General features: G+C 72.7%; 24 protein-coding genes. 14 read left to right on the top strand and 10 right to left on the bottom strand.

The window, feature by feature from the left end; genetic code table 11:
• The first annotated feature begins 22 nt into the window (after nucleotides 1-22).
• Genes DFQ13_RS22420 through DFQ13_RS22410 form a run of 3 tightly spaced genes read left to right on the top strand, consistent with a single transcriptional unit; the run spans nucleotide 23 to nucleotide 3,136 of the window.
• Nucleotides 23-1,339: a TrpB-like pyridoxal phosphate-dependent enzyme gene (locus tag DFQ13_RS22420; RefSeq protein WP_110081235.1), complete on the top strand. Its 1,317-nt coding sequence runs from the start codon at nucleotides 23-25 to the stop codon at nucleotides 1,337-1,339.
• A 16-nt stretch (nucleotides 1,340-1,355) separates the two neighbouring features.
• Nucleotides 1,356-1,709 (top strand): AraC family ligand binding domain-containing protein, encoded by a 354-nt coding sequence (locus tag DFQ13_RS22415; protein ID WP_181400111.1) that lies wholly within the window; start codon nucleotides 1,356-1,358, stop codon nucleotides 1,707-1,709.
• Nucleotides 1,706-3,136 (top strand): UbiD family decarboxylase, encoded by a 1,431-nt coding sequence (locus DFQ13_RS22410; RefSeq protein WP_110081234.1) that lies wholly within the window; start codon nucleotides 1,706-1,708, stop codon nucleotides 3,134-3,136. The genes DFQ13_RS22415 and DFQ13_RS22410 overlap by 4 nt, the downstream gene beginning before the upstream one ends.
• A gap of 30 nt (nucleotides 3,137-3,166) precedes the next feature.
• Here DFQ13_RS22410 and pdxR read toward each other — a convergent pair whose 3' ends face one another.
• From pdxR to DFQ13_RS22365, 9 genes are all read right to left on the bottom strand, one after another.
• Nucleotides 3,167-4,648 carry a MocR-like pyridoxine biosynthesis transcription factor PdxR gene (pdxR, locus tag DFQ13_RS22405; protein ID WP_219994595.1) on the bottom strand — a complete coding sequence of 494 codons (1,482 nt, stop codon included), beginning with the start codon at nucleotides 4,646-4,648 and terminating at the stop codon, nucleotides 3,167-3,169.
• Between the two features lie 183 nt (nucleotides 4,649-4,831).
• The gene (locus DFQ13_RS22400; RefSeq protein WP_110081232.1) at nucleotides 4,832-5,914 is read right to left on the bottom strand and encodes an MSMEG_0565 family glycosyltransferase; all 1,083 of its coding nucleotides are present in this window, start codon (nucleotides 5,912-5,914) and stop codon (nucleotides 4,832-4,834) included.
• Complete coding sequence (locus tag DFQ13_RS22395) at nucleotides 5,896-6,744, bottom strand: carbon-nitrogen hydrolase family protein (RefSeq protein WP_035288730.1); 849 nt, start codon at nucleotides 6,742-6,744, stop codon at nucleotides 5,896-5,898. The genes DFQ13_RS22400 and DFQ13_RS22395 overlap by 19 nt, the downstream gene beginning before the upstream one ends.
• A 9-nt stretch (nucleotides 6,745-6,753) precedes the next feature.
• Nucleotides 6,754-7,599: a carbon-nitrogen hydrolase family protein gene (locus DFQ13_RS22390; protein ID WP_110081231.1), complete on the bottom strand. Its 846-nt coding sequence runs from the start codon at nucleotides 7,597-7,599 to the stop codon at nucleotides 6,754-6,756.
• On the bottom strand, nucleotides 7,596-8,978 hold the full coding sequence (locus DFQ13_RS22385) for an MSMEG_0567/sll0787 family protein (protein ID WP_110081230.1): 1,383 nt from the start codon (nucleotides 8,976-8,978) through the stop codon (nucleotides 7,596-7,598). The genes DFQ13_RS22390 and DFQ13_RS22385 overlap by 4 nt, the downstream gene beginning before the upstream one ends.
• Before the next feature lie 16 nt (nucleotides 8,979-8,994).
• Entirely contained in the window at nucleotides 8,995-10,059 is a 1,065-nt protein-coding gene (locus tag DFQ13_RS22380; protein WP_110081229.1) for an MSMEG_0568 family radical SAM protein, read from the bottom strand.
• A 68-nt stretch (nucleotides 10,060-10,127) separates the two neighbouring features.
• The gene (locus DFQ13_RS22375; protein WP_110081228.1) at nucleotides 10,128-10,640 is read right to left on the bottom strand and encodes an MSMEG_0572/Sll0783 family nitrogen starvation response protein; all 513 of its coding nucleotides are present in this window, start codon (nucleotides 10,638-10,640) and stop codon (nucleotides 10,128-10,130) included.
• Nucleotides 10,641-10,685: 45 nt separating this feature from the next.
• Nucleotides 10,686-11,513, bottom strand: a complete 828-nt coding sequence (locus DFQ13_RS22370) for an amidohydrolase family protein (protein ID WP_110081227.1) — start codon at nucleotides 11,511-11,513, stop codon at nucleotides 10,686-10,688.
• 104 nt (nucleotides 11,514-11,617) lie between these two features.
• Nucleotides 11,618-12,988, bottom strand: coding sequence for an MSMEG_0569 family flavin-dependent oxidoreductase (locus tag DFQ13_RS22365; RefSeq protein ID WP_181400110.1), 1,371 nt, complete (start codon nucleotides 12,986-12,988; stop codon nucleotides 11,618-11,620).
• 449 nt (nucleotides 12,989-13,437) lie between these two features.
• Here DFQ13_RS22365 and DFQ13_RS22360 point away from each other — a divergent pair, with 449 nt between their 5' ends.
• The 11 genes from DFQ13_RS22360 (at nucleotide 13,438) to DFQ13_RS22310 (ending at nucleotide 22,815) form a co-directional block, all read left to right on the top strand.
• Nucleotides 13,438-14,694, top strand: a complete 1,257-nt coding sequence (locus DFQ13_RS22360) for a CDP-glycerol glycerophosphotransferase family protein (RefSeq protein ID WP_110081226.1) — start codon at nucleotides 13,438-13,440, stop codon at nucleotides 14,692-14,694.
• Entirely contained in the window at nucleotides 14,691-15,416 is a 726-nt protein-coding gene (locus tag DFQ13_RS22355) for a phosphocholine cytidylyltransferase family protein (RefSeq protein WP_200873498.1), read from the top strand. The genes DFQ13_RS22360 and DFQ13_RS22355 overlap by 4 nt, the downstream gene beginning before the upstream one ends.
• 33 nt (nucleotides 15,417-15,449) lie before the next feature.
• Entirely contained in the window at nucleotides 15,450-16,226 is a 777-nt protein-coding gene (locus tag DFQ13_RS22350) for a glycerophosphodiester phosphodiesterase (protein WP_035288742.1), read from the top strand.
• 101 nt (nucleotides 16,227-16,327) lie between these two features.
• On the top strand, nucleotides 16,328-17,050 hold the full coding sequence (locus DFQ13_RS22345; RefSeq protein WP_110081225.1) for a Crp/Fnr family transcriptional regulator: 723 nt from the start codon (nucleotides 16,328-16,330) through the stop codon (nucleotides 17,048-17,050).
• Nucleotides 17,034-17,750: a hypothetical protein gene (locus tag DFQ13_RS22340; RefSeq protein ID WP_146241330.1), complete on the top strand. Its 717-nt coding sequence runs from the start codon at nucleotides 17,034-17,036 to the stop codon at nucleotides 17,748-17,750. The genes DFQ13_RS22345 and DFQ13_RS22340 overlap by 17 nt, the downstream gene beginning before the upstream one ends.
• Nucleotides 17,751-17,798: 48 nt before the next feature.
• The gene (locus DFQ13_RS22335; protein WP_110081378.1) at nucleotides 17,799-18,683 is read left to right on the top strand and encodes a hypothetical protein; all 885 of its coding nucleotides are present in this window, start codon (nucleotides 17,799-17,801) and stop codon (nucleotides 18,681-18,683) included.
• 33 nt (nucleotides 18,684-18,716) lie between these two features.
• On the top strand, nucleotides 18,717-19,295 hold the full coding sequence (locus DFQ13_RS22330) for a TetR/AcrR family transcriptional regulator (RefSeq protein ID WP_110081223.1): 579 nt from the start codon (nucleotides 18,717-18,719) through the stop codon (nucleotides 19,293-19,295).
• Between the two features lie 50 nt (nucleotides 19,296-19,345).
• The gene (locus DFQ13_RS22325; RefSeq protein WP_110081222.1) at nucleotides 19,346-20,116 is read left to right on the top strand and encodes an SDR family oxidoreductase; all 771 of its coding nucleotides are present in this window, start codon (nucleotides 19,346-19,348) and stop codon (nucleotides 20,114-20,116) included.
• A gap of 41 nt (nucleotides 20,117-20,157) precedes the next feature.
• Nucleotides 20,158-20,718, top strand: a complete 561-nt coding sequence (locus tag DFQ13_RS22320) for a GrpB family protein (protein ID WP_110081221.1) — start codon at nucleotides 20,158-20,160, stop codon at nucleotides 20,716-20,718.
• A 100-nt stretch (nucleotides 20,719-20,818) separates the two neighbouring features.
• Nucleotides 20,819-22,288, top strand: coding sequence for an AlkA N-terminal domain-containing protein (locus DFQ13_RS22315; protein ID WP_110081220.1), 1,470 nt, complete (start codon nucleotides 20,819-20,821; stop codon nucleotides 22,286-22,288).
• A gap of 11 nt (nucleotides 22,289-22,299) precedes the next feature.
• Nucleotides 22,300-22,815 carry a methylated-DNA--[protein]-cysteine S-methyltransferase gene (locus tag DFQ13_RS22310; RefSeq protein ID WP_110081219.1) on the top strand — a complete coding sequence of 172 codons (516 nt, stop codon included), beginning with the start codon at nucleotides 22,300-22,302 and terminating at the stop codon, nucleotides 22,813-22,815.
• A gap of 67 nt (nucleotides 22,816-22,882) precedes the next feature.
• Here DFQ13_RS22310 and DFQ13_RS22305 read toward each other — a convergent pair whose 3' ends face one another.
• Nucleotides 22,883-23,824, bottom strand: coding sequence for an RCC1 domain-containing protein (locus DFQ13_RS22305; protein WP_146241329.1), 942 nt, complete (start codon nucleotides 23,822-23,824; stop codon nucleotides 22,883-22,885).
• Between the last annotated feature and the right edge of the window lie 161 nt (nucleotides 23,825-23,985).

Here is a 23,985-nt window from a genome sequence, read left to right as displayed (position 1 = left end):
CAACCTGGGGGAAGTTCCACCGATGTCACCCGACAACACCACGACCAGATTCCTGCTGCCGGAATCGCGGATTCCGACGACCTGGTACAACATCGCCGCAGACCTGCCCAAGCCGGTTCCACCGATGCTCCACCCCGTCACCAGGGAGCCGGTGACCCCGGGGGACCTGGAACCGCTGTTCGCCCCGCAGGTGATCGAGCAGGAGTTCAGCACCGACGCCGAGATCGACATCCCCGGCGCCGTCATCGACGTCTACCGGCAGTGGCGGCCGAGCCCGCTGGTCCGGGCCCGGCGGCTCGAGCGCGCGCTGGACACGCCCGCGCGGGTGTACTTCAAGTACGAAGGTGTCAGTGCGGCGGGCAGCCACAAGCCCAACACCGCGATCCCGCAGGCCTACTACAACAAGGTCGCCGGGACGAAGACGCTGATGACCGAGACCGGCGCCGGGCAGTGGGGCAGCTCGCTGGCCATGGCCTGCGCCTACTTCGACCTCGCGTGCGAGATCTACATGGTCAAGGTCAGCTACGACCAGAAGCCCTACCGGCGCGGCCTGATGGAGACCTTCGGAGCCAAGGTCACCGCCAGCCCGAGCGGGTCGACCGAGGCGGGCCGCGCCGCGCTCGCCGCCGATCCGGACGCGACCGGCAGCCTGGGCCTGGCGATCTCCGAGGCGGTCGAGGCGGCGGTGGGCAGCGGTGGTTCGGCGAAGTACGCGCTGGGCTCGGTGCTCAACCACGTGCTGCTGCACCAGACCGTCGTGGGGCAGGAAGCCATCGCCCAGCTGGAGTTGGCCGACGACTACCCGGACATCCTGATCGGGGCGGCGGGGGGCGGGTCCAACTTCGCCGGTCTCGTCCTGCCCTTCCTGCGCGACCGACTGCGGGGTGGGCGCGCGGTGCGGACGATCGCCGTCGAGCCGTCGTCCTGCCCGTCGCTGACCCGGGGCACCTACGAGTACGACTTCGGCGACACCGCCGGGCTGACCCCGCTGGCCAAGATGCACACGCTCGGGCACGACTTCGTGCCGCCGAGCATCCACGCCGGTGGCCTGCGCTACCACGGGATGGCGCCGATCGTCAGCGCTCTGGTCGACCTGGAGTACACCGAGCCCCGGGCCGTCCCGCAGACGGCGTGCTTCGAGGCCGGTGTCACCTTCGCGCGCAACGAGGGCATCGTGCCCGCGCCGGAGTCGACGCACGCGGTGCGCGTGGCCATCGACGAGGCCCTGCACTGCAAGGAGACCGGGGAGGAGAAGACGATCCTGTTCTCCCTCTCCGGGCACGGCAACTTCGACATGCAGGCCTACCTCGACTACTTCGCCGGGGTGCTGCGTGACTAGTCGACCGGAGGAATCGGTGACGGACCCGCTCACGCCCACAGCCATCCCGGTGGGCATCGACTTCGAGAACACGCCGTGGGAGAAGTGGGAGAAGCCGGGCGCGGTGGGTCGCGTCAAGACGGCCTACATCGGCGGGAAGCGGATCCGCCTGCTCGAACTGCCGCCGGGGTTCGACGAGGAGCACTGGTGCGAGCACGGCCACTTCGGCTACGTGCTGGGCGGCGAATTCACCATCCACTTCCGCGACCGCTCCGTCGCCTGCTCGCCGGGCATGGGCTTCGTGATCCCCGATGACGACGAGCACCACTCCCAGGGTTCGCCCGGCGAGCCCACCGTGGTGTTCGTCGTGGACGAGGTCGTGCCCGCGTGACCCCGCCGGACGACGGCGGGAGCGCCGCCCCCGGGCGCGACCTGAGGTCGGCGCTCTCGTCGTTGTCCGGCTCACCCGAGGACTTGGTGCTGGTTGACGAAGAGGTCGACACCCGCTCCGTGGCGGCGCGGTACGCGCGCTGGGCGGGCACGCCCGCCCCACCGCCGACCGGGCCGGGACCGGCGGTGGTGTTCCAGCGGGTCCGCACGGAATCCGGTGGGGTGCGACCGGTGCTCATGGGCCTGTACGGCACCAGGGAGCGGGCAGCGGGGCTGGTGGGCGCGAACCCGGCGCAGGTGCCGGAGCGGATCCGCGCGGCGTTGGCCGACCCGATCGCACCGGTCACCACCGGGGAGCGGGAGGCGGATCGGCTCGAGCCCGACCTGCGGTCGTTGCCGATCCCGGTCCTGACAGACGAGGACGCCGGGCCGTACCTCACCCTCGGGTCCGTGCTCGCCACGGACCCCGGGACCGGCGTGCGCAACCTGTCCATCCACCGGATGTGCGTGCGGGGCCCGGACACCATGACGTTGTGGATGGTCCCGGGCAGGCACCTGGAAGTGGCCCACCGGTCGGCGCTGCGCCGCGGGGAGAGCCTGCCGATCGCGATCCACATCGGACTCCCGCCCGCGGTCGTGCTGGCGTCGTGCGCACCGGCCTCGCTGGTCCCGGCCGAGGTCGACGAGCTGGGCATCGCGGGCGGACTCGCGGGGGCACCGGTCGAGCTGGCGCGGTGCCTGACGGTCGATGCCGAGTGCGTGGCCGACGCCGAGTACGTGATCGAGGGTGAGCTGCTCGCGGAGCGGATGCCGGAGAATCCAGGCGGTCCGTGGGCGACGCCGGAGTTCCTGGGGTACCAGGGCGCGGCGCACCCGGCGCTGCCGGTCGTGCGGGTCACCGGGATCACGGCCCGGCCCGGGGCGGTGTTCCAGGCCGTGAGCGGGCCGGGGCACGAGCAGTCGGTCCTGCTCGCCTTCGGGATGGAAGCCGCCGTGCTCGACTTCCTCTCGGCGTGGCCCACCCGCGTGCGGGCAGTGCACAGCCACACCGCGGGCGGCGGTCAGCTCATGGTGGTGGTGCAGTGGGAGCCGAAGCGCGCGGAGGGCGACGACAAGGCGGTGCGCACGGCCACCGAGGCGCTGCTCACCGCGTTCCGCATGATCAAGCTGGCCATCTCGGTGGACAGCGACGTGGACGTCGAGTCCGACGCCGACCTGTGGTGGGCCGTGACCACGCGGATGCAGGCGGATCGGGACGTGTCGATCCTGCTCGACGTCGAGGGCTTCCCGCTCGACCCCACGCAGACGCCGGAGTACTCCGGCGGCCTGTCCGGGGTCGGGCGGACGGCGAAGACGGCCCTCGACTGCACCGTCCCGTTCGCGCAGCGCCACCGCTTCCGCAGGCCCACGTGGCTGGACCACCCCTGACGAGGGCGTGTCCGCGCTGGAACCGGAGCACTACCGGGGTTCGCCGAGGGCGGCGGCCCGGAGCAGTCGCACACCCTCGTGGATCGCGGACTCCGGGAGGGTCGCGTACCCCATCAGGAAGGTCGGCTCGTCGGGTGGGGATTCGATGAAGTAGCCGGACGCCGGGTAGACCTTGACTCCCCTGGCGGTGGCGCGCAGCCGGATGTCCTGCTCGCCCGCGCCGCGCGCCGCGGCCAGGCGGACCAGGACGTGCAGGCCCGCGCCCGCCCCGGAGACACGGGCACCGTCGCCGAAGAACTCGTCGAGGGCGGCGACGAGCCGCTGCCTGCGGACGCGGTAGAGCCTGCTCATCCGGCTGATGTGGCGGTCGAACGCGCCTATGGCGATGAAGTCGGCCAGTGCTTCCTGCATGACGGTCGGCGTCAGGCGGTCGGTGATCCACTTGACGCCGAGGAAGGGCCGGATCAGGCGCGGGGGCAGGATGGCGTAGCCGATGCGCAGGGCCGGGTAGAGGGTCTTGCTGAAGCTGCCGACGTAGACGACCGAGCCGTGGGTGTCGTCGGCCGCCAGTGCTTGCAGTCTGCCTTCGGTGCCGGAGAACTCGTTGTGGTAGTCGTCCTCGAGGACGACCGCCCGGCGGTCCCGCGCCCAGTCGAGCATCGCGGCTCGTCGCTCGCGGGACATCACGACACCGGTGGGGAACTGGTGGGACGGGGTGAGGTAGACGAGTCGGACGCGGGCGGGGTCGTGGCCCGCGGCTCGCACGTACCCGTCGATGTCCTCGACGCGCAGGCCCTCCTCGTCCACGGGGACGGGGACGACGCTGCCCGCCGAGATGCCGAAGATCTGGCGCAGGACCGTGTGGCTGGGGTCTTCGATGACCACGACGTCACCGGGGCCGACGAGCACGCGGGCGAGGATGTCCATCGCCTGGGTCGCCCCGCTGGTGATCAACACCCGATCGGGTGAAGCGTCCAGTCCTCGGCTGCGTCGCACCAGCCGGGAGACCTCGTCGCGCAGGGCGGGAGAACCCTCGGCGGGGCCGTAGCCGAGGGAGAGGGCGTCGGCTCGGGTGTGGACGTTGTCGAGGGAGCGGCGCCAACGGGCGAGCGGGAAGTGGTTCAGCGCGGGTGAGTCGTGGCGGAAATCGATGTCCGGGCGCCTGCCCTTGACGTCGAGGTCCCACGGGCGCCAGAGGGCGCCGCCGCGGGTGGGGACGGGTGGCTGGGGGACGAGGGCCACCTTGGCCGAACGGCCCGGGGAGAGCCGCTCGGCCGCCGAGTCGGCGATCCTGGTGCTCGACCCCTGCTGGCCGGTGAGGACGCCGTTGGCACCGAGGAGCTGGTACGCCCGCAGGACGACCGTGCGGGACACCCCCAGTTGCCGGGCCAGTTCCCGCGAAGCGGGCAGGACCTCGCCGGGGCGCAGCCTGCCGGTGCCGACCGCCGCGGCGACCTGGTCGCAGATCTGCTGCTGCAGCGGGACCTGACTGCCGCGATCGATTGTGATCAACAGCTCTGACGTACCCATAGTCCCCCCAGACTCCGGTTCCCCCGAAGGCCGATCTTACTCCTCGTGGCGGTACGCGCAGGGGCGATGGCGCTCCGCCGGAGCCGCACGGCGCCCACCGGGTCGCGCATGGATACCCGGCCGGCCGACACGGGTTCCCCCGGATCGCGGTACGCGGACGGGTCGCTATCGAGCGACTCGGGGCAGGGACCGGTACAGCTCGCGGTGCCGCAGCGCCGAAGCCTCCCACGTGTACCGCGCCGCCAGCGCCTTCCCCGCCTCCCGTCGGGCGGGGTCCGGCGCGGCCAGGGCGGTCCGCAACCCGGCGGCCAACTCCGCGGGCGTGGCGCCGAAGGTGGCGACCTCAGCGAAGACCTCGCGCAGCACCGGCAGGTCACTGGCCACCAGCGGCACCTCGGCGGCCAGCGCCTCCATCGCGGCCAGCCCGAAGCCCTCCTTCGTCGACGGGAAGGCGAAAGCGCTTGCGCCCGCCACCAGCCCGGGCAGTTCCGCGTCGTCGACCAGGCCGAGGACTTCCGGGACGACCCCCAGTTCCACCGCCCGCGCCTCCCACGCGCGCCGGTAGTCCCGGTAGTCGAACAGCGTTTCCCCGCCCGCCACCACGAGCCGCACGTCCGGCAACCCCAACCCGGCGAACGCCTCCAGCAGTTCCACCGAGCCCTTGCGCGGCTCGATCCCGCCGACCGACAGCACGTAGCGGCCCAGTTTCGCCCGCCACTCCCCCGCCGACGCAGATCCCACCGCGGCCGAGAACCGTTCGGCAGCAACACCGTTGGGGATCACCCGCGCCGACAGGCCCCAGCCGTCGGCCAGTTCTGCCGCCACCGCCGCCGACACGCAGACGTGCGCGTACGGTTCCACGATCGCCCGCTCGTGGCAGGCGGCCAGTTCCGGGGTGGTGAACCGGTCGAGGTGGTGGACCGTGCGCACGCACGGTCCGGCGGCGTTGGCGGTAATGCAGTCCTGGGCGTGCACGACGTCGAAGTCCGCGGGGTCGAAAGCCGCGCGCAGCACGGCGATCGAGCGGAGGATGCGCGGGCCGACACCCTCGTCCGGTCGGTCGGGGAACGGGACGACCCGCAGGGTGACCGCCGGGTCGACCGGGCGGTGGAAACCCGTGTCGCCGCCGCGGCCCAGGGTCCAGACCGTGACGTCCTCCCCCAGCGCGGCCAGCGCCTCGGCCAGCGCGAGGGTGTGCACGACGCCGCCGCGCGGTTTCGTGGAGTAGGTCAGCAGCGCGATCCGCACCCGTACGCCTCCGGTTTGCGCTCGGTCAGGTGGTTGAGGACGCGGCGCGCGGTGGCGATCTCGGCGGCCACGTCCAGTTCGGCGATGGCGATCCCGGCCTTGGACCAGGTGCGGGCCAGGATGTCGCCGCCGGGGCCGACGACCTTGGCCTGCCCGAGGAAGCGCATCCCGCCCAGCGCCCCGGTCTGGTTGGACGAGGCGAGCACGACCTGGTTCTCCGCCGCGCGGGCCTGGTCGTAGAGGTCGAAGAGCCGGGACTGGCGGTCCTGGGCCATCCGGGGCGCCCGGTTGGTGATGCTGGTGGGCCACGCCGACAGCGCGGCGATGATCTCCGCGCCGTCCACCGCCAGCGCCCGCGCCGACTCGGGGAAGGTCTTGTCGTAGTCGATCAGCATCCCGATCCGGCCGACCGGAGTGTCGAACGCGTGGAAACCGGTGCCCGGCGCGTACGCGATCGACTCCCCCGCGGGCTGGTGGACCTTGCGGTGGCTGCCGAGGACCCCGTCACCGGTGACGCACAGCGCGCTGTTGTACCGCTTGTCGCCGTCGGCCTCGCGGAAACCGAAGCACACCACCATCTCCGCCGCGAGCGAGGCCACCTTGCGCACGTGCGCGTCGTCGAGCGGCAGGGCCGGTGGCAGCGACTCCGGGTCCGGGTGGCGCAGGTCGGCGAGGTAGCCGCCGAGGGCCGCGTCCGGCAGGACCAGCAGCGCGGCGCCGTCGCGGCGGGCGTGTTCGATCAGCGTGGCGACGCGCTGGAGGTCGAAGTCGAGGTCGCGGCCGAAGTGGGCGGCCACGGCCCCGATCCGGACGGTGCCGGTTGCGCTCATGGGCGCCGACTATGCCCGGACCAGTTGCGCGCCCAGCGCCGGGTAGGCCTCCGGGCGGCGGTCGCGCAGGTGGCCCATGGCCCGGCGGGCGTTCTCCAGGGCCAGTGCGACGTCGACCTCGGCCACCGCCACGCCCTCGGTGACCCCGGTGTCGGCCAGCACTTCCCCGCCCGGGTCGACGACCTTGGCGCTGGCCACGAAGCGCAGCGAACCGAACGTGCCGGACTGGTTGGCCGAGAGCCACACGACCTGGTTCTCCAGGGCGCGCGCCCGGTCGAACAGGTCGAACCGGCGCTTCCACCGGTCCCGGTTGAGGTCCGGGTCCGGGTTGGTGGCGCTGCCCGGCCACGCGGAGACGCACACGATGATCTCCGCGCCGTCCAGGGCGAGGGCGCGGGCGGATTCGGGGAACGCCTTGTCGTAGCAGATCATCATGCCCAGCCTGCCGACCGGCGTGTCGAAGGCGGCGAACCCCGAGCCCGCGCCGTAGTTGGCGTCCTCGTTCAGCGGCTGGTGCACCTTGCGGTGGTTGCCCAGCACGCCGTCGCCGTTGACGCAGACCACGCTGTTGTAGCGCGTGTCGCCCGCGGCCTCGCAGTACCCGGCGGTGACGACCATGTCGCCCGCCAGCGCCGAGAGCTTCCGGATCTCCGGGCCGTCGACGGCCAGCGCGGGCGGGGAGCCGGCTGTGCCGTCCAGCGACAGCAGGTAGCCGCCGAGCGCCGCCTCGGGCAGGGCGAGCAGCTTCACCCCGTCCGCCCGAGCGCAATCGATGAGCCCCGCGATACGGGCGAAGTCGCCGTCCAGGTCGCGGTCGAAGTTCGCCGCGACCGCCGCCATCCGCAAGCCGCTCATGCCGTCCCCATCCCGGTCACCGCTGAGGTGATCGCCTCGGTGGTCTCCCCGTCCGGCCAGCGCAGCCCGACGCCGCGTCCCGCGACCAGCTCGCCGCACTCGGCGCCGACCGCGGGCCCGGCGGGCAGCGGGGCCGCGCCGGGTCGGTCGGCGGTGAGCATGGCGAAGCCGGGGAAGCAGGTCAGCCAATCGCCCACGCCCGCGCCGTCGGGGCGCGGGACAGCGGCCACGTCGAGCACGGCGCCGCAGCCGCTCGCCTCGGCCAGCATGCCCAGCGTGCCGACGACCCCGGCCATCGACACGTCCTTCGCCGCGGCCGGGCGGGCCGCGCCGACCGCCGCGAGCATGGCCCGCAGCTCCTGCGGTGACCGCGAGGTCGTGGAGTCCCACTGCCTGCCCGCGTACCCGGGCCGCCACCGGCCGCCGAGGTCAGCGGTCAGCGTGATCCGGTGCCCAGGCTTGCCGCCGCCACCGGGGACCGGGTGTTCGGTGCGCCCCAGCGCGGTGACCGACAGCGAGGCCGGGACGCCGAACTGGGTGTGCCCGCCGAGCACCGGCACGCCGTAGGCCTCGGCGGCCCCGCGCAGGCCGCTGAGCACGCGGTGGGCGAAGGACGCGTCCCGGGCGCCGACGGCGTCGAGGACGCCGACCGGGGTGGCGCCCATGGCGGCGAGGTCGTTGAGGTTGACCAGCACCGAGCACCAGCCCGCCCACTCCGGGTCGCGCTCGACCATGGCGGGCACGATCGCGTCGCAGGCGGCGACGAGGTCGCTGCCGGGCACCGGGGCGCCGTCGTCGCCGACGAACCCGGGGCCGCCCGGGGACAACCCGGCCAGCAGCGCGCCGAGCCTGCGCTTGGTGGCGTCGGCCAGGGCGGCGATCCGCCCGATCGGCCACCGCATCAACACGTGGTCGTGGCCCGCCACGGTCACCGGCCGCACCGACCGCCAGCCCAGCCCCCGGAACAACCGCTCGTTGGCGGCCTGCACGGTGGCGTCGAAGCGCAGCGCGCCCGCGCCCTCGGCGTGCGCGCAGGCGGCCCGCACCAGGGCGGAGCCGACGCCCGCGGCACCGGCGCCCGGCCGCACGACCAGCCTGCCGCCGACCCACCAGCCGACGTCGGCGCCCGGTTCGGCCGGGCCGAGCCGGACCCCGCCGACGACCTCGCCGCCGGTGTCCCTGGCGACGAGCACCACCGTGCGCGGGTCGTCGTCGCGCCAGTCGAGGTCGTCGGCGAACAGGCCCTGCCGCTCGACGAAGGTCTCCCGGCGCAGCACCCGGTAGCGGGTGGTCGCGGCGGCGTCGGCGACCTCGACGTGGTGGAACGGTCCGGTGGCCGGGGTCCGCGCCCCGATCAACACCTCGCCCAGCACAGTCATCTCCGTTGGGCTCACCTCAACCCCCGGCCGCTTGCAGCACGCTGCACGCCCCGCAGGCCGCGCACCCGGCGCCCTGGTCGGCGCCGGACATCCCGGCGGCGCGCAGCAGCGCCGCGACCCGCCGGGTCACGTCGCCGACCAGCTCCGGGGAGGGCGCGGTCGCACCGTCGCGGCGGGCCAGGGTGCCCAGCATCGGCCGGAACGGCACGACGAACGGGTAGACGCCGCGGTCGATGAGCCGACCGGCGCCCGCGACCAGCTCGTCCGGGTCGTCGCCCAGGCCGATCAGCAGGTACGTGGAGACCTTGTTGCGGCCGAACACGCGCACCGCCTCGTCCCAGGCGGCCTCGTACTCGGCCATCGGGATCAGCCCCTTGGACGGCATCCACTCCGCGCGCACCGCGTCGTCGAGCGATTCGACGTGGATGCCGATGGAGGTGGCGCCCGCGTCCTTGAGTTCGGCGATCACCGACAGGTCGGCGGGCGGCTCGATCTGCACCTGGATCAGCAGCCCGGGCACGGCGTCCAGCACGGCCTTGACGCAGCGCACCAGCGGGCGGGCGCCGCGGTCGGCCCCGGCGGTGGTGCCGGTGGTCATCACCATCTGCCGGACGCCGTCGAGCCGCACGGCCGCCTCGGCGACCTCGGCGAGCTGGGCCGGGGTCTTCGCGGCGATGGTGTCGCCCTGGTTGAGCGATTCCTCGATGGCGCAGAACTTGCAGCGCTTCTCTTCGGCGTAGCGGACGCAGGTCTGCACGACGGTGGTGGCCAGCACGTCGCGGCCGTGCAGGAGGGCGATCTTGTCGTAGCGGACGCCGTCGGTGGTCTGCAGGTCGTAGAAACGCGGGCGCCGCACGGGTTCGACGCTGAGGCCGAGGTCGAGGGTGCCGCGGAAGACCCGGCCGCCGCGCACCGCGTACGGCGAGTCCGGGTTGGTCGGCAGGGTGGCGTTGGCGCCGTCGAGCACCACGTGCCCGTCGTCGCTGGGCCCGGCGCCCTTGCTGCGCCGGACCGGCGCGTCCATCCGCGCGCCGAGCAGGGCCAGGTCGACGCGGGTGCTCAGGTCGGTTTCGATGCTCACGTGCGGCTCCTCCCCCGGGACGGGAGTCCCGGTCCCGGCGGGGGGCGCGGCGGCCCCCCGCCACCCGGTCACCACATGTAGGTGGAGTTGATGATCGCGCCCTTGCGGGCGTAGTGGATCAGGGCGTCCTGCACGTCGAGCGGGTGCGTCGGGATGACGCCCTCGATCAGGTCTTCCTCGCGCAGGCCGTGCAGCGACAGGCCGAAGCGGCAGCAGTAGACCTTGCCGCCCTCCTTGATGAAGGTCTTGAGCGAGTCGTTGATGTTGTGCTCACCGGGGAACGCGGAGTTGCCGGTGGTGGGGAACCCGCGGGTGGCCATGGCGTTCATCGAGCCGGGGCCGTAGAAGTAGATGGCGGACTCGAAGCCCTTGCGCAGCGCGCGGGTGGCCTGCAGGATCGCCACGAAGCTCACCGAGGACTCGTGCGCGATGCCGTGCACCAGGGTGAAGTAGCTCTGGCCCGCCTCGGCCTGGTAGTCCGGGAAGACCTTCGTCCCGCCGTAGATGTTCGACCCCTCGGGCAGCGAGGGGTGCGGGATCTCGTTGAGGCTGGTCTCTTCGAGTTCGGTCAGGTCAGCCATTGCCGCTATCTCCTTGACTCGGATTTCCGAAACGGTCTGCCGAATTCACGCGTAGAGCCGCGCGAACGTGTCGCGGAAGACGAGATCCGCGAGTTCGCCGTCTCCGGTGACGGCGTTGAGCTTGTGGAATTCACCGGCGAAATCACCCCAGGGTTGGTCGCTGGCGAACAGGACCCGGTCGTGCCCGATCCCCCGTCTGCTGATTTCCTCGGCGAGGAAGCGCGGGGCGAAACCGATCGCCCAGGACAGGTCGGTGTAGACCCGCTTGCCCGCCGCCACCCAGTCGAAGAAGCGCGAACCGGCGAGCTTCATGTGCCCGCTCATCCCGCCGCCGAAGTGCACCAGGTGGATGTCCACGTCGTCGCCGTAGGTGTCGACCAGGGTGCCCACCTGGTCGACGTCCGAGGCGGCGCCCGGGGAGGTGTGGACGTGCACGACCAGGCCGTTCTCCCTGGCAGCGGTGAAGATCCGGTCGATCTCCGGCTCGCACTCCGGGTCGGTGGGGTGCCCGCCGAGCAGGAAGCTGGTCTTGAGCGCGCGCACCCCGGGCTCGCCCGCCAGGGCCAGCGCCCGGGTGTTGCGCTCGGCGTCGCCGGGCTTGGGCGAGGTCCACAGCGCGGCGCTTATCCGCTCGTCGCGCTGCGCGGCCTCGACCACGAGTTCGTTGAAGCCGAAAGCGACGTCCGGGTCCGGCACGCCGTAGTTCGGGATGACGAGCGCGCGTTCGACGCCCTCGGCGTCCAGGTCGGCGATCAATTCGTCGATCGTGGCCCGCGCACCGATGTCGGCGTTGATCGCGGGGCCACCGTAGAAAGGATAGGACGGGAGCACGCCGAGGTGCCGGTGTGCGTCGTTCACCCGTCGTCCGGTCATGTCCACAATTCCACCTTCACGGAATGTCGGAATGATTCCCCGCGGAACAACACGGCGTTTCGTTTGTTGCCGGGACATGACCCGACGGGGAAACGCTTTCGGCTTCAAGCGACAGTGCGCGGGGCGGTCCACTCGTCGGCGCTGGGCCAGGTGTTGTCCGGGGTGCCCGACAGCCACGGCACCTCGAAGTCCACCGCGGTGCCGTGGCGGGCGGCGATCCGCTCGGCGAGGTGCTCGGCGTCGCCCGCCACCCCGCAGAACCGGCCGGAGCCCCAGGTCCACTGCCAGGGCAGGCCCAGGAAGTACAACCCGGGGAAGCTGGTCTCGCCGCGGTGGTGGACGGGGTGGCCGCGGCCGTCGAACACCGGCAGGTCGATCCACCGGTCGTCGCGGCCGAACCCGGTGCACCACACCACGGACGTGATGCCCTCGGCGGCCAGGTCGACCGACGTCGGCCCGTCGTCGGCGGGCACCCACACCGGCACGTACCGCGCCTCGGTCGGCGCGTCGAGCCCCCGGGCGGCGATGTGGGTGTCGATCGAGTCCTTGATGGACTCCGACACCCGGTCCGCGGCGTCGAGGTTGGCCCGCAGGTCGCCAGCGAAGGCGGCGGTGCCCGCGCCGATGCCCGCGAGCCTGCCGTGCAGCCGCATCCCCTGCGCGGCGAAGGCGCGCAGGTCGATGTCGCGCCCGCCGTCGCGGCCGGTCACGTAGTGGTTGGCGCGCAGCCGGACCGCGTCGGCGTCGTCGAACTCGTCGATGGACCGGCGGTAGTGGCCCATGTCGTCGAGCCAGTCGACGACGTCGCGGCCCCGGTAGCGGCGGGCCACCCTCGGCGCGCTGCCGGTGGCCAGGTGCACGGTGCGCCCGGCCAGGTGCAGGTCCTCGGCGATCTGGCAGCCGGACTGCCCGGTGCCGACCACGAGCACCGCCCCCGCGGGCAGTTGCCCGGGGTTGCGGTACCCGGACGAGTGGACCTGGGTGATGCCGTCCGGCAGCCGCTCGGCGACCCGGGGCGTCAGCGGCACCTGGTAGGGACCGGTCGCCACCACGACCTGGTCGGCGGTGAGCGTGCCCGCGCCCGTGGCCACGGCGAACCGGCCCGTCCCGTCGGCGCGCAGCCGGGTCACCTCGACGCCCTCCACCAGCGGCGGACGGAACGACTCGGCGTAGCGGCGCAGGTGGTCCACGATCTCGTCGCGCGGCATGAACCCGTCGGGGTCGGTCCCATCGTAGCCGAAACCGGGCAGCGCGCACTGCCAGTTCGGCGTCACCAGGCAGAACGAGTCCCACCGCCGGTCGCGCCACTCGTTGGCCAGGGTGCCGCGTTCGAGCACGAGGTGGTCCACCCCGCCGCGGGTCAGGCAGTGGCTCATCGACAGCCCGGCCTGGCCGCCGCCGATCACCACCACCGACCGGTGCACCCCGTCCAGGTCGTGCGTGCCGCCGCCCGGCACCGGAACAAGCCTGCTCATCGCTGGAACCCCTCGACTGGTACCTCTCCGGGTGTGCTGTCGCCGAGCGCCGCTGCCCGGGCCCGGATGTCCGCGCCGTCGGGTCACCGCACGGTGGAGGACATCTCCGGCATGGCACCAGTACAGGCGCCGCGCATGACCGGGGCGTTCCGCCCGGAACAGCGCGGGGTTACCAAGCCCGGCGCCGTGTTTCGACCCCGTGTACATCACCGCACCGGGCGAGCGGGGCGGGCACCCGGGGTGTAGCGGGCGGGCGGTTCCGGTCCGAAGTGGTAAACACTTGGTTTCTCTCCGGCATCCGGTACTTGGCGAAACAGTGGCCGTCGGGGACAATGGGGGCGCACGGCGTCGCGCCCGCAAGCCGACTGCCCGTTCACCCCAACCTTTCGCCAGGCCGCTTTTCCCGTGCGGTCTGCCGACCCCGCTCGACCTCGTGAGGGAGTTGCCGCATGGGCTTTTTCGGTCGTCGCAGGAGCACCGGGAGCGGGATCGACCCGCACCGGCTGCTGGATTCGCCGAGGGGACCCCAGCCCGCGGGCTACGTCCCCGGCGAACCGGTGCTCGGCGAGGTCGCCGTGTACTTCGCCGACGACCCGAGGAAGCTCTACCAGCTCAAACAGTGGCTGCCGGTGTTCGAACTGCTCGACGAGCGGCACCCGGTGGTGATCGTCCTGCGCGACCTGGCGAGCCTGGCCGAGCTGTCCACGCTGACCCCGCTGCGCTGCGTGCTGGCCCCGACCTTCCCCGACCTGGTCGGCCTGTACGAGGTCAGCGACTTCAAGGTCGCGGTGTACGTGAACAACTCCGTGCACAACTTCCACTCCCTGACCCAGCGCACGATGCTGCACGTGCACGTGAACCACGGGGAGAGCGACAAGGTCTGCATGGTCAGCAACCAGGTGAAGGCCTACGACCGGGTCTTCGTCGCGGGCCCCAACGCGGTCGCCCGCCACCACGCCGCGCTGATCGGCTTCGACGACGCCAAGCTGGTCCCGGTCGGCCGCCCGCAGCTCGACCTGCGGCCCGCGCCGCTGCTGCCGCCCACCGACCGCCGCACGGTCCTCTACGCCCCCACCTGGGAGGGCGAGAACGCGTCGAACAACTACACCTCGGTGGACGTGTTCGGCCCGCGGATCGTCGAGGCGGCGCTGGCCGTGCCGGGCACCCGGGTCGTCTACAAGCCGCACCCGAGGGTGGTGGCGAGCCCGCTGCCGTCGGTGGCCGCCGACCACCGCGAGATCATCCGGCTGATCACCGAGGCCGACCGGCTGGACCCGGCGGCGGGGCACCGGGTGCACCTCACCGGCGACATCCTGGCCGTGTTCCCCGGTTGCGACCTGATCGTCACCGACGTGTCCTCGGTCGGCCTGGACTTCCTGTACCTGCGGGTCGACCAGCCGATGTTCATCGCCGACCGGTACGACGACCGGGAGCGGCTGCTGGCCGCGGCCCCGGTCGCCGCCGCCGCCGACATCGTCGACAGCAGCACCGTCGCCGACCTGGCGGCCACCATCGCCGACCGGCTCGCGGCCGACCCGCGCCGCGCCGACCGGCACGCCGCCCGACGCGGCTACTTCGGCGACCTGGGACCGGGCGAGAGCACCGCGCGGTTCCTGGCCGCCATCGACGAGACCGCGGCCACCCGCGACAGCGGGCTCGCCCTGCTGGCCGAGGGCCGCACGAGCACACCGGGGAGGTCGGCGTGAGCGACCGACAGCGAGTTGTCATCCTGGCCGCGGGCATGGGCACACGGCTGGGGATGCCCCGGCCCAAGCCGCTGACCCCGCTGGTCGACGGGCGTTCGATCCTGCACCGGCAGTTGGACAACCTGCGGGCCGTCTTCGGCGACGACGGGTTCGAGCTGACCGTGGTGGTCGGCTTCCAGGCCGAGCAGATCATGGCCGCGGTGCCCGAGGCGAACTTCGTCTACAACCACCGCTACCAGCACACCAACACCTCCAAGAGCCTGCTCAGGGCGCTGCGCGCACCCGGCACCGGCGGGGTGCTCTGGCTCAACGGCGACGTCGTGTTCGACGCCGGGCTGCTGCGGGCGGCCCTGCCGATGATCGGCCGGGACGAGACGTTCGTCTGCGTGAACACCGCCGCCGTCGGTGAAGAAGAGGTGAAGTACACCGCTTCCGTCGACGGATACGTCCGCGAGCTGTCAAAATCGGTGGTCGGCGGTCTCGGTGAGGCGGTCGGCATCAACTACATCGCGTCCCCGGACCTGGGGGCGCTCGTCGAGCACCTCGAGTCGTGCACCGACGCCGACTACTTCGAGCGCGGGATCGAGTCCGCGATCGAGGGGGGCGGGCTTCGGGTACAGGCGCTGGACATCTCCGAGTTCTTCGTGGTGGAGGTGGACTTCGCGGGCGACCTCGAGCGTGCGAACGTGGAGGTGGGCAAGACCGTCACCTCCGCCGCGTAGCCGCACGGCGCGTCGGCGGGGTGTCGGCGCGTTATGGACGGCAACAGAGTGTTCGGGCCCAGGCCGGTACTCCTGGGGCACCGGGGCTGCGGCCGCGGCACCGTCGACGGCCACGTGGAGAACACGCTCGGCTCCTTCCTCGCCGCCGCCGACGCGGGCGTCGACTGGGTGGAGGTCGACGTCCGCCGCACGGCCGACGACCACCTGGTCGTGGCGCACAACCCGGCCGACGACGACGGCGTGTTCTACGCCGACCTCACCGGCACCGAGGCGGTCGCCCGCGGCGCCCTGCGGCTCGACACCCTGCTCGCGGCGCTGCCCGCGCACGTGGGGGTCGACTTCGACGTCAAGACGTCCATGGAGGACGCGACCCGCAGCCGGGCCCGCTCCACCATGGGCAGGCTCGGCGCCGTCGCCCGCCGCGCGGCCCGCGCCCGGCCCACCCTGATCAGCTCGTTCGACGCCGGGGCGCTCGACATCGCCCGCGAGGTGGCCCCCGGCGTCCCGCGCGGCCTGCTCACCTGGTTGGAGTTCCCGATCGACCAGGCGGTGGCCGCCGCTGCCCACCTGGACGTGCAGGTGCTCGCCCCGCACTGGGGTTCGCTGCACGCCACCGAGCAGGACCAGGCGGCGCTGCTGCGCCCGCTGGACTACGTGGTCGACACCGTCCACGCCAGCGGCCGCGAGTTCCTCGCCTGGTGCCCCACCCTGAAGTTCGCCCGCAGGCTCCTCGACGCCGGGGTCGACGCCCTGTGCGTCAACAACGTCCCCAAGGCAGTCGCGGCCCTCGCCCTGGAACCCGCCGCCTGACCCGGAACGCGTGACGGAGGCCCCCGGACCACACCGGGGGCCTCCGCCGTCTCCGACACCGTTCCGCGACCCCCGCGCCCGGTTTGCGGCACGATATCGACATGACCTCACCCACCGCCGAGTCCGGCCGGGCCCGGTTGCGCTCGGTCGGGCGGGAGGTGGCGTTCCGGCGGGGTGACCTGCTGCTCAGCGCGGGGGCGCCGAGCACGGACGTGCTGCTCGTGGAGTCCGGGCTGACCAAGGTCGTGCTGCACGCGCACGACGACGACGCCACCACGGTCGTCGGCCTGGTGGGCCCCGGGGAACTGCTCGGCGAGTCCGGGGTCATCACCCGCGCGGCCCGCAGCGCCACGATCGTCGCGCTGACCCAGGTGCGGGCGGTCCGGGTGGCCGCCACCGCGTTCCTGCGGCTGCGCGCCGACGACGCCGGGGTGCGCGAACTGCTCGACGAGACCTGGCGGCTGCGGCACGAGCGCAGCGACCTGCGGCAGGTGCTCGTCACCAGGCCGGTGCGGGCCCGGGTGGAACTGGCGCTGCTGGCGTGGGCGCGGCGCTTCGGCACGGCCACCGACCGGGGGCTGGTGCTGCGCGGGCTGAGCCAGCAGGATCTGGCGATGGCCGTGGCCGCCTCCGAGCAGCACGTGGCCGCGGCGCTGGCCGGGCTGCGCGCGGACCGGCTGGTGGAGACCGGCAGGCTCCGCTTCCGGCTGCCGGACCCGGGGCGGCTCGGGGCCGCGAGTCCCGGAAATCAGGGGGAGTCCCACCGCCCGGCGGTGCAGGATCTCCGCAACCGAGGGAGGCAGCCACGTGGACCTGGTACCTGAGCACAGAAGTGTCCTGGGGGTGGACATCGCGGGGTCGGCAGGCGTCCCCGAGGACGCCATGACCCAGTCCCGGCAGTTCATGGAGCGGGCCCTGCGCGAGTCCCTGACCCGCGCGGGCATCCCCGACGACGAACTCCTCGCATGGGCCGACCGCGGCGACGGCGCCCTGGTCACGGTCCCGGCCACCCGCGTCGGCGCCCTCCTCGACGCCGCCCACCACGTCAACGGGCTGACCATCGCCCACAACCGCCTGCACCGCCCGGTCCGGGTCCGGCTGTCGGTGGAACTGGGCCCGGTCACCGCGGGCGACAGCCTGTCGCGCACCCGCGTCGACGCCAGCAGACTCCTCGACGCCGACGCCTTCAAAGCCCTGTTCACCCGCTGCGCCGCCGAGGCCACCGACGACCGCGCCACCACCGCCCTGATCATCCCCGACCGCGTCCTGAACCTCGTCTTCGAAGGCCACCACACCACCCACGTCCACCGCGGCGACTTCGCACCCCTGCCGATCACGGTCAAGGAGTACTCGGGCAACGCGTGGGTGCGCATCCCCGGCTTCGACGCCACCACCCTCACCAACCTGCGGTCACCGCAGCCGCAGGAACACGGCAGGGTCATCAACACGATCAACGGCAACGTCACCAACGCCGTCCAGGCCCACACCATCAACGGCGGCATCACCTTCGGCGGCCGCTGGTAGCCACCCGCCTGTCAGCTCTCTCAGGCGGCGGCGGGCACCATGGCGCGCATGGTCCTGCTGCCCGACCTGGCCCGTTCCTGGACCGGGGGTCGACGCGTCGAGCGGGTGGCCTACGCGGTCGGAGCGGCGCTGCTCTTGGCCGGGGTCGTCCACTTCGGAGTGTTCCTGGTCGACGGCGGCCCGTGGGAGGGTCCGGTGCCCTGGCGCAAGCCCACGACGTTCGGCCTGTCGTTCGGGCTGACCCTGATCACCGTCACCTGGGTGAGTGCCCGCGTCCGCATGGGTGACCGGGCCAGGCGCACCGCGGTGGGACTGCTCACCGCCGCGAGCGTGGTCGAGGTGGCGCTGATCTCGGCGCAGGCGTGGCGGCGGGTGCCGTCGCACTTCAACTCCACCAGCGGCGCGGACAGGGCCATTTCCCTGACCCTGGCCGCGGGCGGGGCGGCGATCCTGGTGTCGGCGGCGGTGCTGCTGGTGGCGGCTTTCCGCAAGGACGCGGTCGACGCGCCGGACATGCGGTTGGCCGTGCGGGCGGGACTGGTGTTGTTCGTCGTGGCCCTGGCGGTGGGGGCGGCGATGATCGCGCGCGGGTCCATCGCGGTCCGCTCCGGCGACCCCGGCCACACCACCGCGGGGGTCCTGAAACCAGCGCACGCCGTGGCCATGCACGCGATCCTCGTCCTGCCTGCCCTCTCCTGGCTGCTCGCCTTCACCCGGTGGACGCCCCTGGCCCGGCTGCGCGTGGTCCAGCTCGCCCTCGTCGGCCATCTCGTGCTCACGGTCGTCGTCGGCGTCGAATCCGCGGTCGGCGTGAACCCACTGGAGGCACCCGCGGTGGCCGATGTGGGCGCCGGTCTCGGGCTGTTCCTGCTGGGGGCGGCCGTGCTGCTCGCCTGCTACGGCGTCCGCCGGTTCCCCCGACGCGATATTTGACCTCCGGTTCCAGTATCGCCTAGGGTCGACCGCGTGGCACGCACCAAGGGGTTCGACCCGGACGCCGCCGTCGACGCGGCGATGGAGCTGTTCTGGGCGAATGGGTACGCGGGCACGACCCCCCAGCAGCTCGTCGACGCCATGGGCATCGGCCGCGGCAGCCTGTACAACGCCTTCGAGAGCAAGCACGCGCTGTTCGAACGCGCCCTGCGCCGCTACCACGAGGCCAACACCGCCCGCCTGTTCGACATCCTGGACGGCCCCGGCACCGCCCGCGCCCGCCTGCGCGCCGCCCTCGACATGGTCATCGCCGCCGCCCGCACCGACGAGCGCCGCCGCGGCTGCCTGATGACCAACACCGCCGTCGAGTTCGCCGACCGCGACGAACCGGTCAGCGGCTTCGTCCGCGCCACCTTCGACCGCCAAGAGGCGGCGTTCCGCGCGGTGGTCGAGGAGGGTCAGCGCTCGGGCGAGATCCCCGCCGACCGGGACGCGTCCGCGCTGGCCGCCTTTTTCCTGACCACCACCAACGGCATCCAGGTACTGGCGAGGGTCGACCCGGACCCGACCAGGCTCGCCGCCCTCGCCGAAACGGCGATGCGCGCGCTCTAGTTTCTTTTTTTGCCCCAATACTGGAACTCAAGTTACAGAAAGAGGTTCCCATGGACCTGCGCCTGGCAGGCAAGACCGCCGTCGTGACCGGCGCCAGCAAGGGCATCGGGCTGGCGACGGCCACCGCCCTCGCCGCCGAGGGCGTCCGGGTGTTCGCCGCCGCCCGCACCCCGGACCCCGACCTGGGCCCGCTCGTCACCCCCGTCCCGGTGGACCTGGTCGACAGCTCGGGCGCGGCCGCGCTGGCGGAGGTCGCGGGCGAGGTCGACATCCTGGTCAACAACCTCGGCGGCGTGGTCCCCGCAGGCATGGCCGCCACGGGCTTCCTCGACCTCAGCGACGAGGCATGGCGGGAGACCTACGAGCTGAACCTGTTCGCCACCGTCCGGGTCACCCGCGCCCTGCTGCCCGGCCTGCTGCGCAAGCGGGGCGTGGTGGTCAACGTGTCCTCGATCGGCGCCCGAGCCGCCTTCCAGCCGATCGACTACGGCACCGCGAAAGCCGCGCTGAACAACCTGACCAAGGCCCTGGCCGAGGAGTTCGGCGCCAGCGGCCTGCGCGCGCTCACGGTCAGCCCCGGCCCCACCCGCACCCGGAACTGGTCGGACCCCGACGGCTACGCGGGCCGACTGGCGGCGCGGGCGGGCGTGCCGCTGGAGGAGTTCCTGGCCTCGGTGCCCGCCGCCATGTCCATCACCACCGGCAGGCTCACCGAACCGGAGGAGACCGCCGCCCTGATCACCTTCCTGGCCTCTCCCCTGTCGGGCAACCTCACCGGCGCCGACTACCTGGCCGACGGCGGCGTCATCAAGACGGTCTGATTGCTACCCTGACCGGCTGCCTTCGAGAAGGAGCCGACGAAGTGTCGAACGAGATCACCGACGAAGACCTCCAGAAGGTCACCGTCACCCCGATCACCCCGCACAACGCCACCATCGACCTGGCCGACTACAGCGAGGACTGGCCGCGCCTCTACGAGCGCGAGGCCGCCCGGGTCACCGCCATCCTCGGCGACACCATGCGGCGCCTGGAGCACGCGGGGTCGACGTCGGTCCCCGGCCTCCCCGCCAAGCCCATCATCGACATGGTCCTGGCCGTCGCCGACTCCGCCGCCGAGGAAACCTACGTGCCGCAACTGCGGGCGCACGGCTACGTCCTGCGCATCCGGGAACCCGACTGGTTCGAACACCGCCTGCTGAAGGGCCCCGACACCGACATCAACCTGCACGTCTTCACCGAAGGCGCCTCGGAGATCACCCGGATGCTCACCTTCCGGGACCGGCTGCGCACCCACCCCGAGGACCGCGACCGCTACGCGGCCGCCAAGCGCGAACTGGCCCGGCGCACCTGGCGCCACGTCCAGCACTACGCCGACGCGAAGACCGCCGTGGTCCAGGAGATCCTGGACCGAGCCCAGCGGTAGGCGGTCACCACCTGGCAGGAAACCGACGCCACCCCCGCCCGGAAGAGTGGCGTCGGTTTCCTGCCAGCCGGGGCCGCCGGGAGGGGTGAGACTGGGTTCCGTGCACACCGAAACCGAACGCTGCGTGCGGGCCGTCCAGTCCAAGGACGCCCGCTTCGACGGCTGGTTCTACACCGCGGTGCTCACCACCGGCATCTACTGCAGGCCGAGCTGTCCGGTGGTGCCGCCCAAAGTGGAGAACATGCGCTTCCACCCCAGCGCCGCCTCCGCGCAGCAGGCCGGTTTCCGCGCCTGCAAGCGGTGCAGGCCCGGCGCCAGCCCCGGGTCGCCGCAGTGGAACGAGCGGGCCGACCTGGTGGCCAGGACCATGCGCCTGATCGCCGACGGCGTGGTCGACACCGACGGCGTGCCCGGTCTGGCCGCCCGCCTGGGCTACAGCGTCCGGCAGGTCGAGCGGCAGTTGCGCGCCGAGCTCGGGGCGGGTCCGCTGGCCATCGCCAGGGCGCAGCGCGCGCAGACCGCCCGGCTGCTGGTCGAGACCACCACGCTCCCGATGGGCGAGGTGGCCCTGGCCGCCGGTTTCGCCAGCATCCGCTCGTTCAACGACACCGTCCGGTCCGTCTTCGCCCTGACCCCCACCGAGATGCGGGCGAAGGCGAAACCGGTCAACACCCCGGCGACCACCCTCTCGGTCCGGCTGCCGTTCCGCGCGCCGCTCACCCCCGACAACCTGTTCGGCCACCTCGTCGCCACCGGCGTCCCCGGTGTCGAGGAGTGGCGCGACGGCGCCTACCGGCGCACCCTGCGGCTGCCGCACGGCCCGGCGGTGGTGGCGCTGAGCCCGCACCCGGACCACATCGCCGCCCGGCTCGCGCTGAGCGACCTGCGCGACCTGTCGACGGCCATCAGCCGCTGCCGCCGCCTCCTCGACCTCGACGCCGACCCGGTCGCCGTCGACGACCAGCTCGCCACCGACCCGGTGCTGGCGCCCCTGGTCGCCAAGAGCCCCGGCAGGCGCGTCCCGCGCACCGCCGACCCCGAGGAGCTGGCGGTCCGCGCGGTCCTCGGCCAGCAGGTCTCCACCGCCGCCGCCCGCACCCACGCCGCCCGCCTCGTGCTGGAGCACGGCGAACCGATCACCGACCCCGAGGGCGGCCTGACCCACCTGTTCCCCGACCCGGCCGCCCTGGTCGACCTGGACCCGGACCGGCTGGCGATGCCCGCCACCCGCAAGCGCACCCTCACCACCGTGGTCCGCGCCCTGGCCGACGGCGAGGTCGACCTGGGCGCGGGCGCCGACTGGGCGTCCACCCGCGAACGGCTGCTGGCCCTGCCCGGCGTCGGCCCGTGGACGGTCGAGACCATCGCCATGCGCGCCCTGGGCGACCCGGACGCGTTCCTCCCCACCGACCTCGGCATCAAGGCGGCGGCAGCGGCCCTGGGCCTGCCCACCGGCGCGTCCGCGCTCACCGCCCACGCGCAACAGTGGCGCCCCTGGCGCGCCTACGCCGTGCAGTACCTGTGGGCGGCCATGGACCACGCGGTCAACCGGATGCCCGTATCCCCTTGAGAGGCAAGCACATGCGCACCCACACCCACGTGGAAAGCCCGGTGGGCACCCTGACCCTGGTCGCCACCGACGGCGTCCTCTCCGGCCTCTACATGACCAACCAACGCCACCTCCCCGACACCACCACCTTCGGCGAGAACGACCCCACCGCGTTCCCCGCCACGATCACCCAACTCACCGAGTACTTCGAGGGAACCCGCACGGAGTTCGACGTCCCGACGCACCTGCACGGCACCGACTTCCAACGCCGGGTGTGGGCGGAACTGACCACCATCCCCCACGGCGAGACCACCAGCTACGGCGAACTCGCCCTCCGGATCACCGGCACCCTCACCGCCTCCCGCGCGGTCGGCCTGGCGAACGGCAAGAACCCGATCAGCATCATCGTCCCCTGCCACCGGGTCGTCGGAGCCACCGGAAACCTCACCGGCTACGGCGGCGGCCTCGCCCGCAAACAACACCTGCTCGACCACGAACGCCGCGTCGCGGGCACCACCACCCCGGACCTGTTCACCACGATGGGGTGAGCCGATCCGCGGGAACCGCCCGGGCCCGAACAGCGGGAGTTCGGGCCCGGGCGGTCGGTGGCCGCGACTACTTCAACGCCATCGCCCACACGTCACCGTGGTCGTGACCGCCGGAGATGGCCACTACCCCACTGGTCGCCGCCGCGGGCACCGGCAACGGGTTGTTGTTGGTGTCGATGGCGACAACGCTGTTCGAACGCAGGAACAGCCGCTGCCTGTCCCCGGAGTCCACCGCGGTGTTCCCCGCCACCAACGCGGAGGGCAGCGCGGTGGTGGCACCGGTCAGGTCCCAACTGAAGGCGTGACCGTCGTTGGTCAGACCCACGCCCCGACCCTCGCTGTGCACGGCCTGCTTGATCGGCAGCCCGGTGGTCGGCGGCAAGGTCACCGGCGAACTGCTGCTGGTCCAGGACAGGATGGTCCCGTCGTTCTTCACGGCGGTGACGTAGACGTAGTTCACCTCGATCGACTTGACCCCGGTCAGCGTGAACGACGACCCCATGGTCACCCCCCAGGCGATCATCGTCCCGTCACTCTTCAACGCGGCGCTCGTATCGAATCCCGCCGCCACCGACACGACCCCCGACGTCGCCGCGGCGGGGACGGCCACCGGCGAACCGCCCCCGGTGGAGAACTGCCCACCCCACGCGATCACGCCGCCGTTCTTCAGGGCGAGGCTGTGCGCCAACCCGGCCGCGATCCCCGTCACCCCGGACGTCGCCGCCGCGGGCACCGTCGTCTGCCCGTGCGCGCCCAGTCCCCAGGCGAGCACACCCCCGTTCTTCAGCGCCAGGCCGTGGAAGTACCCGGCGGAGATGGCGCTGACCCCGGAGGAGGCCGCCGCCGGAACAGTGGTCTGCCCGTAGTCGCTGTCCCCCCACGCGATCACCTGCCCCACCGCCTGGTTCCCGGCGGGCCCGGCTTGCGCCACCCCGGGAACCAGCGCGGTGGCCACCGCCGCCACCAGCACCGCAGCACCCGCACCTGTGCGCAGGCGCGGCAAAACCACAGAGCGAATCATCAGAACCCCAGTTCTCAGACGGTGCCCTGTCCCCAGTTCGCAGGACACCGCCTTCAACCCTAGGTGCGCCCCACCAGGACGGTAAGCGCCCGAACGAGCGAACTGACGATCTTTCGCGACACCGGTGCCATCTCGTCCGCACGGGTCGA

It is taken from the genome of Actinokineospora spheciospongiae (assembly GCF_003182415.1).
GTDB classification, from domain to species: domain Bacteria; phylum Actinomycetota; class Actinomycetes; order Mycobacteriales; family Pseudonocardiaceae; genus Actinokineospora; species Actinokineospora spheciospongiae.
Note: the sequence above shows the minus strand (reverse complement) of the source record. Positions and strands in the feature narration are given on the sequence as shown.

Excerpts from the sequence above, each read along its gene's own strand:
- DFQ13_RS22420 (WP_110081235.1), top strand. The coding sequence starts at position 23 with ATGTCACCCGACAACACCACGACCAGATTCCTGCTGCCGGAATCGCGG.
- DFQ13_RS22395 (WP_035288730.1), bottom strand. The coding sequence starts at position 6,744 with ATGAGCGCAACCGGCACCGTCCGGATCGGGGCCGTGGCCGCCCACTTC.
- DFQ13_RS22390 (WP_110081231.1), bottom strand. The coding sequence starts at position 7,599 with ATGAGCGGCTTGCGGATGGCGGCGGTCGCGGCGAACTTCGACCGCGAC.
- DFQ13_RS22385 (WP_110081230.1), bottom strand. The coding sequence starts at position 8,978 with ATGACTGTGCTGGGCGAGGTGTTGATCGGGGCGCGGACCCCGGCCACC.
- DFQ13_RS22375 (WP_110081228.1), bottom strand. The coding sequence starts at position 10,640 with ATGGCTGACCTGACCGAACTCGAAGAGACCAGCCTCAACGAGATCCCG.
- DFQ13_RS22370 (WP_110081227.1), bottom strand. The coding sequence starts at position 11,513 with ATGACCGGACGACGGGTGAACGACGCACACCGGCACCTCGGCGTGCTC.
- DFQ13_RS22365 (WP_181400110.1), bottom strand. The coding sequence starts at position 12,988 with ATGAGCAGGCTTGTTCCGGTGCCGGGCGGCGGCACGCACGACCTGGAC.
- DFQ13_RS22360 (WP_110081226.1), top strand. The coding sequence starts at position 13,438 with ATGGGCTTTTTCGGTCGTCGCAGGAGCACCGGGAGCGGGATCGACCCG.
- DFQ13_RS22350 (WP_035288742.1), top strand. The coding sequence starts at position 15,450 with ATGGACGGCAACAGAGTGTTCGGGCCCAGGCCGGTACTCCTGGGGCAC.
- DFQ13_RS22345 (WP_110081225.1), top strand. The coding sequence starts at position 16,328 with ATGACCTCACCCACCGCCGAGTCCGGCCGGGCCCGGTTGCGCTCGGTC.
- DFQ13_RS22335 (WP_110081378.1), top strand. The coding sequence starts at position 17,799 with ATGGTCCTGCTGCCCGACCTGGCCCGTTCCTGGACCGGGGGTCGACGC.
- DFQ13_RS22325 (WP_110081222.1), top strand. The coding sequence starts at position 19,346 with ATGGACCTGCGCCTGGCAGGCAAGACCGCCGTCGTGACCGGCGCCAGC.
- DFQ13_RS22310 (WP_110081219.1), top strand. The coding sequence starts at position 22,300 with ATGCGCACCCACACCCACGTGGAAAGCCCGGTGGGCACCCTGACCCTG.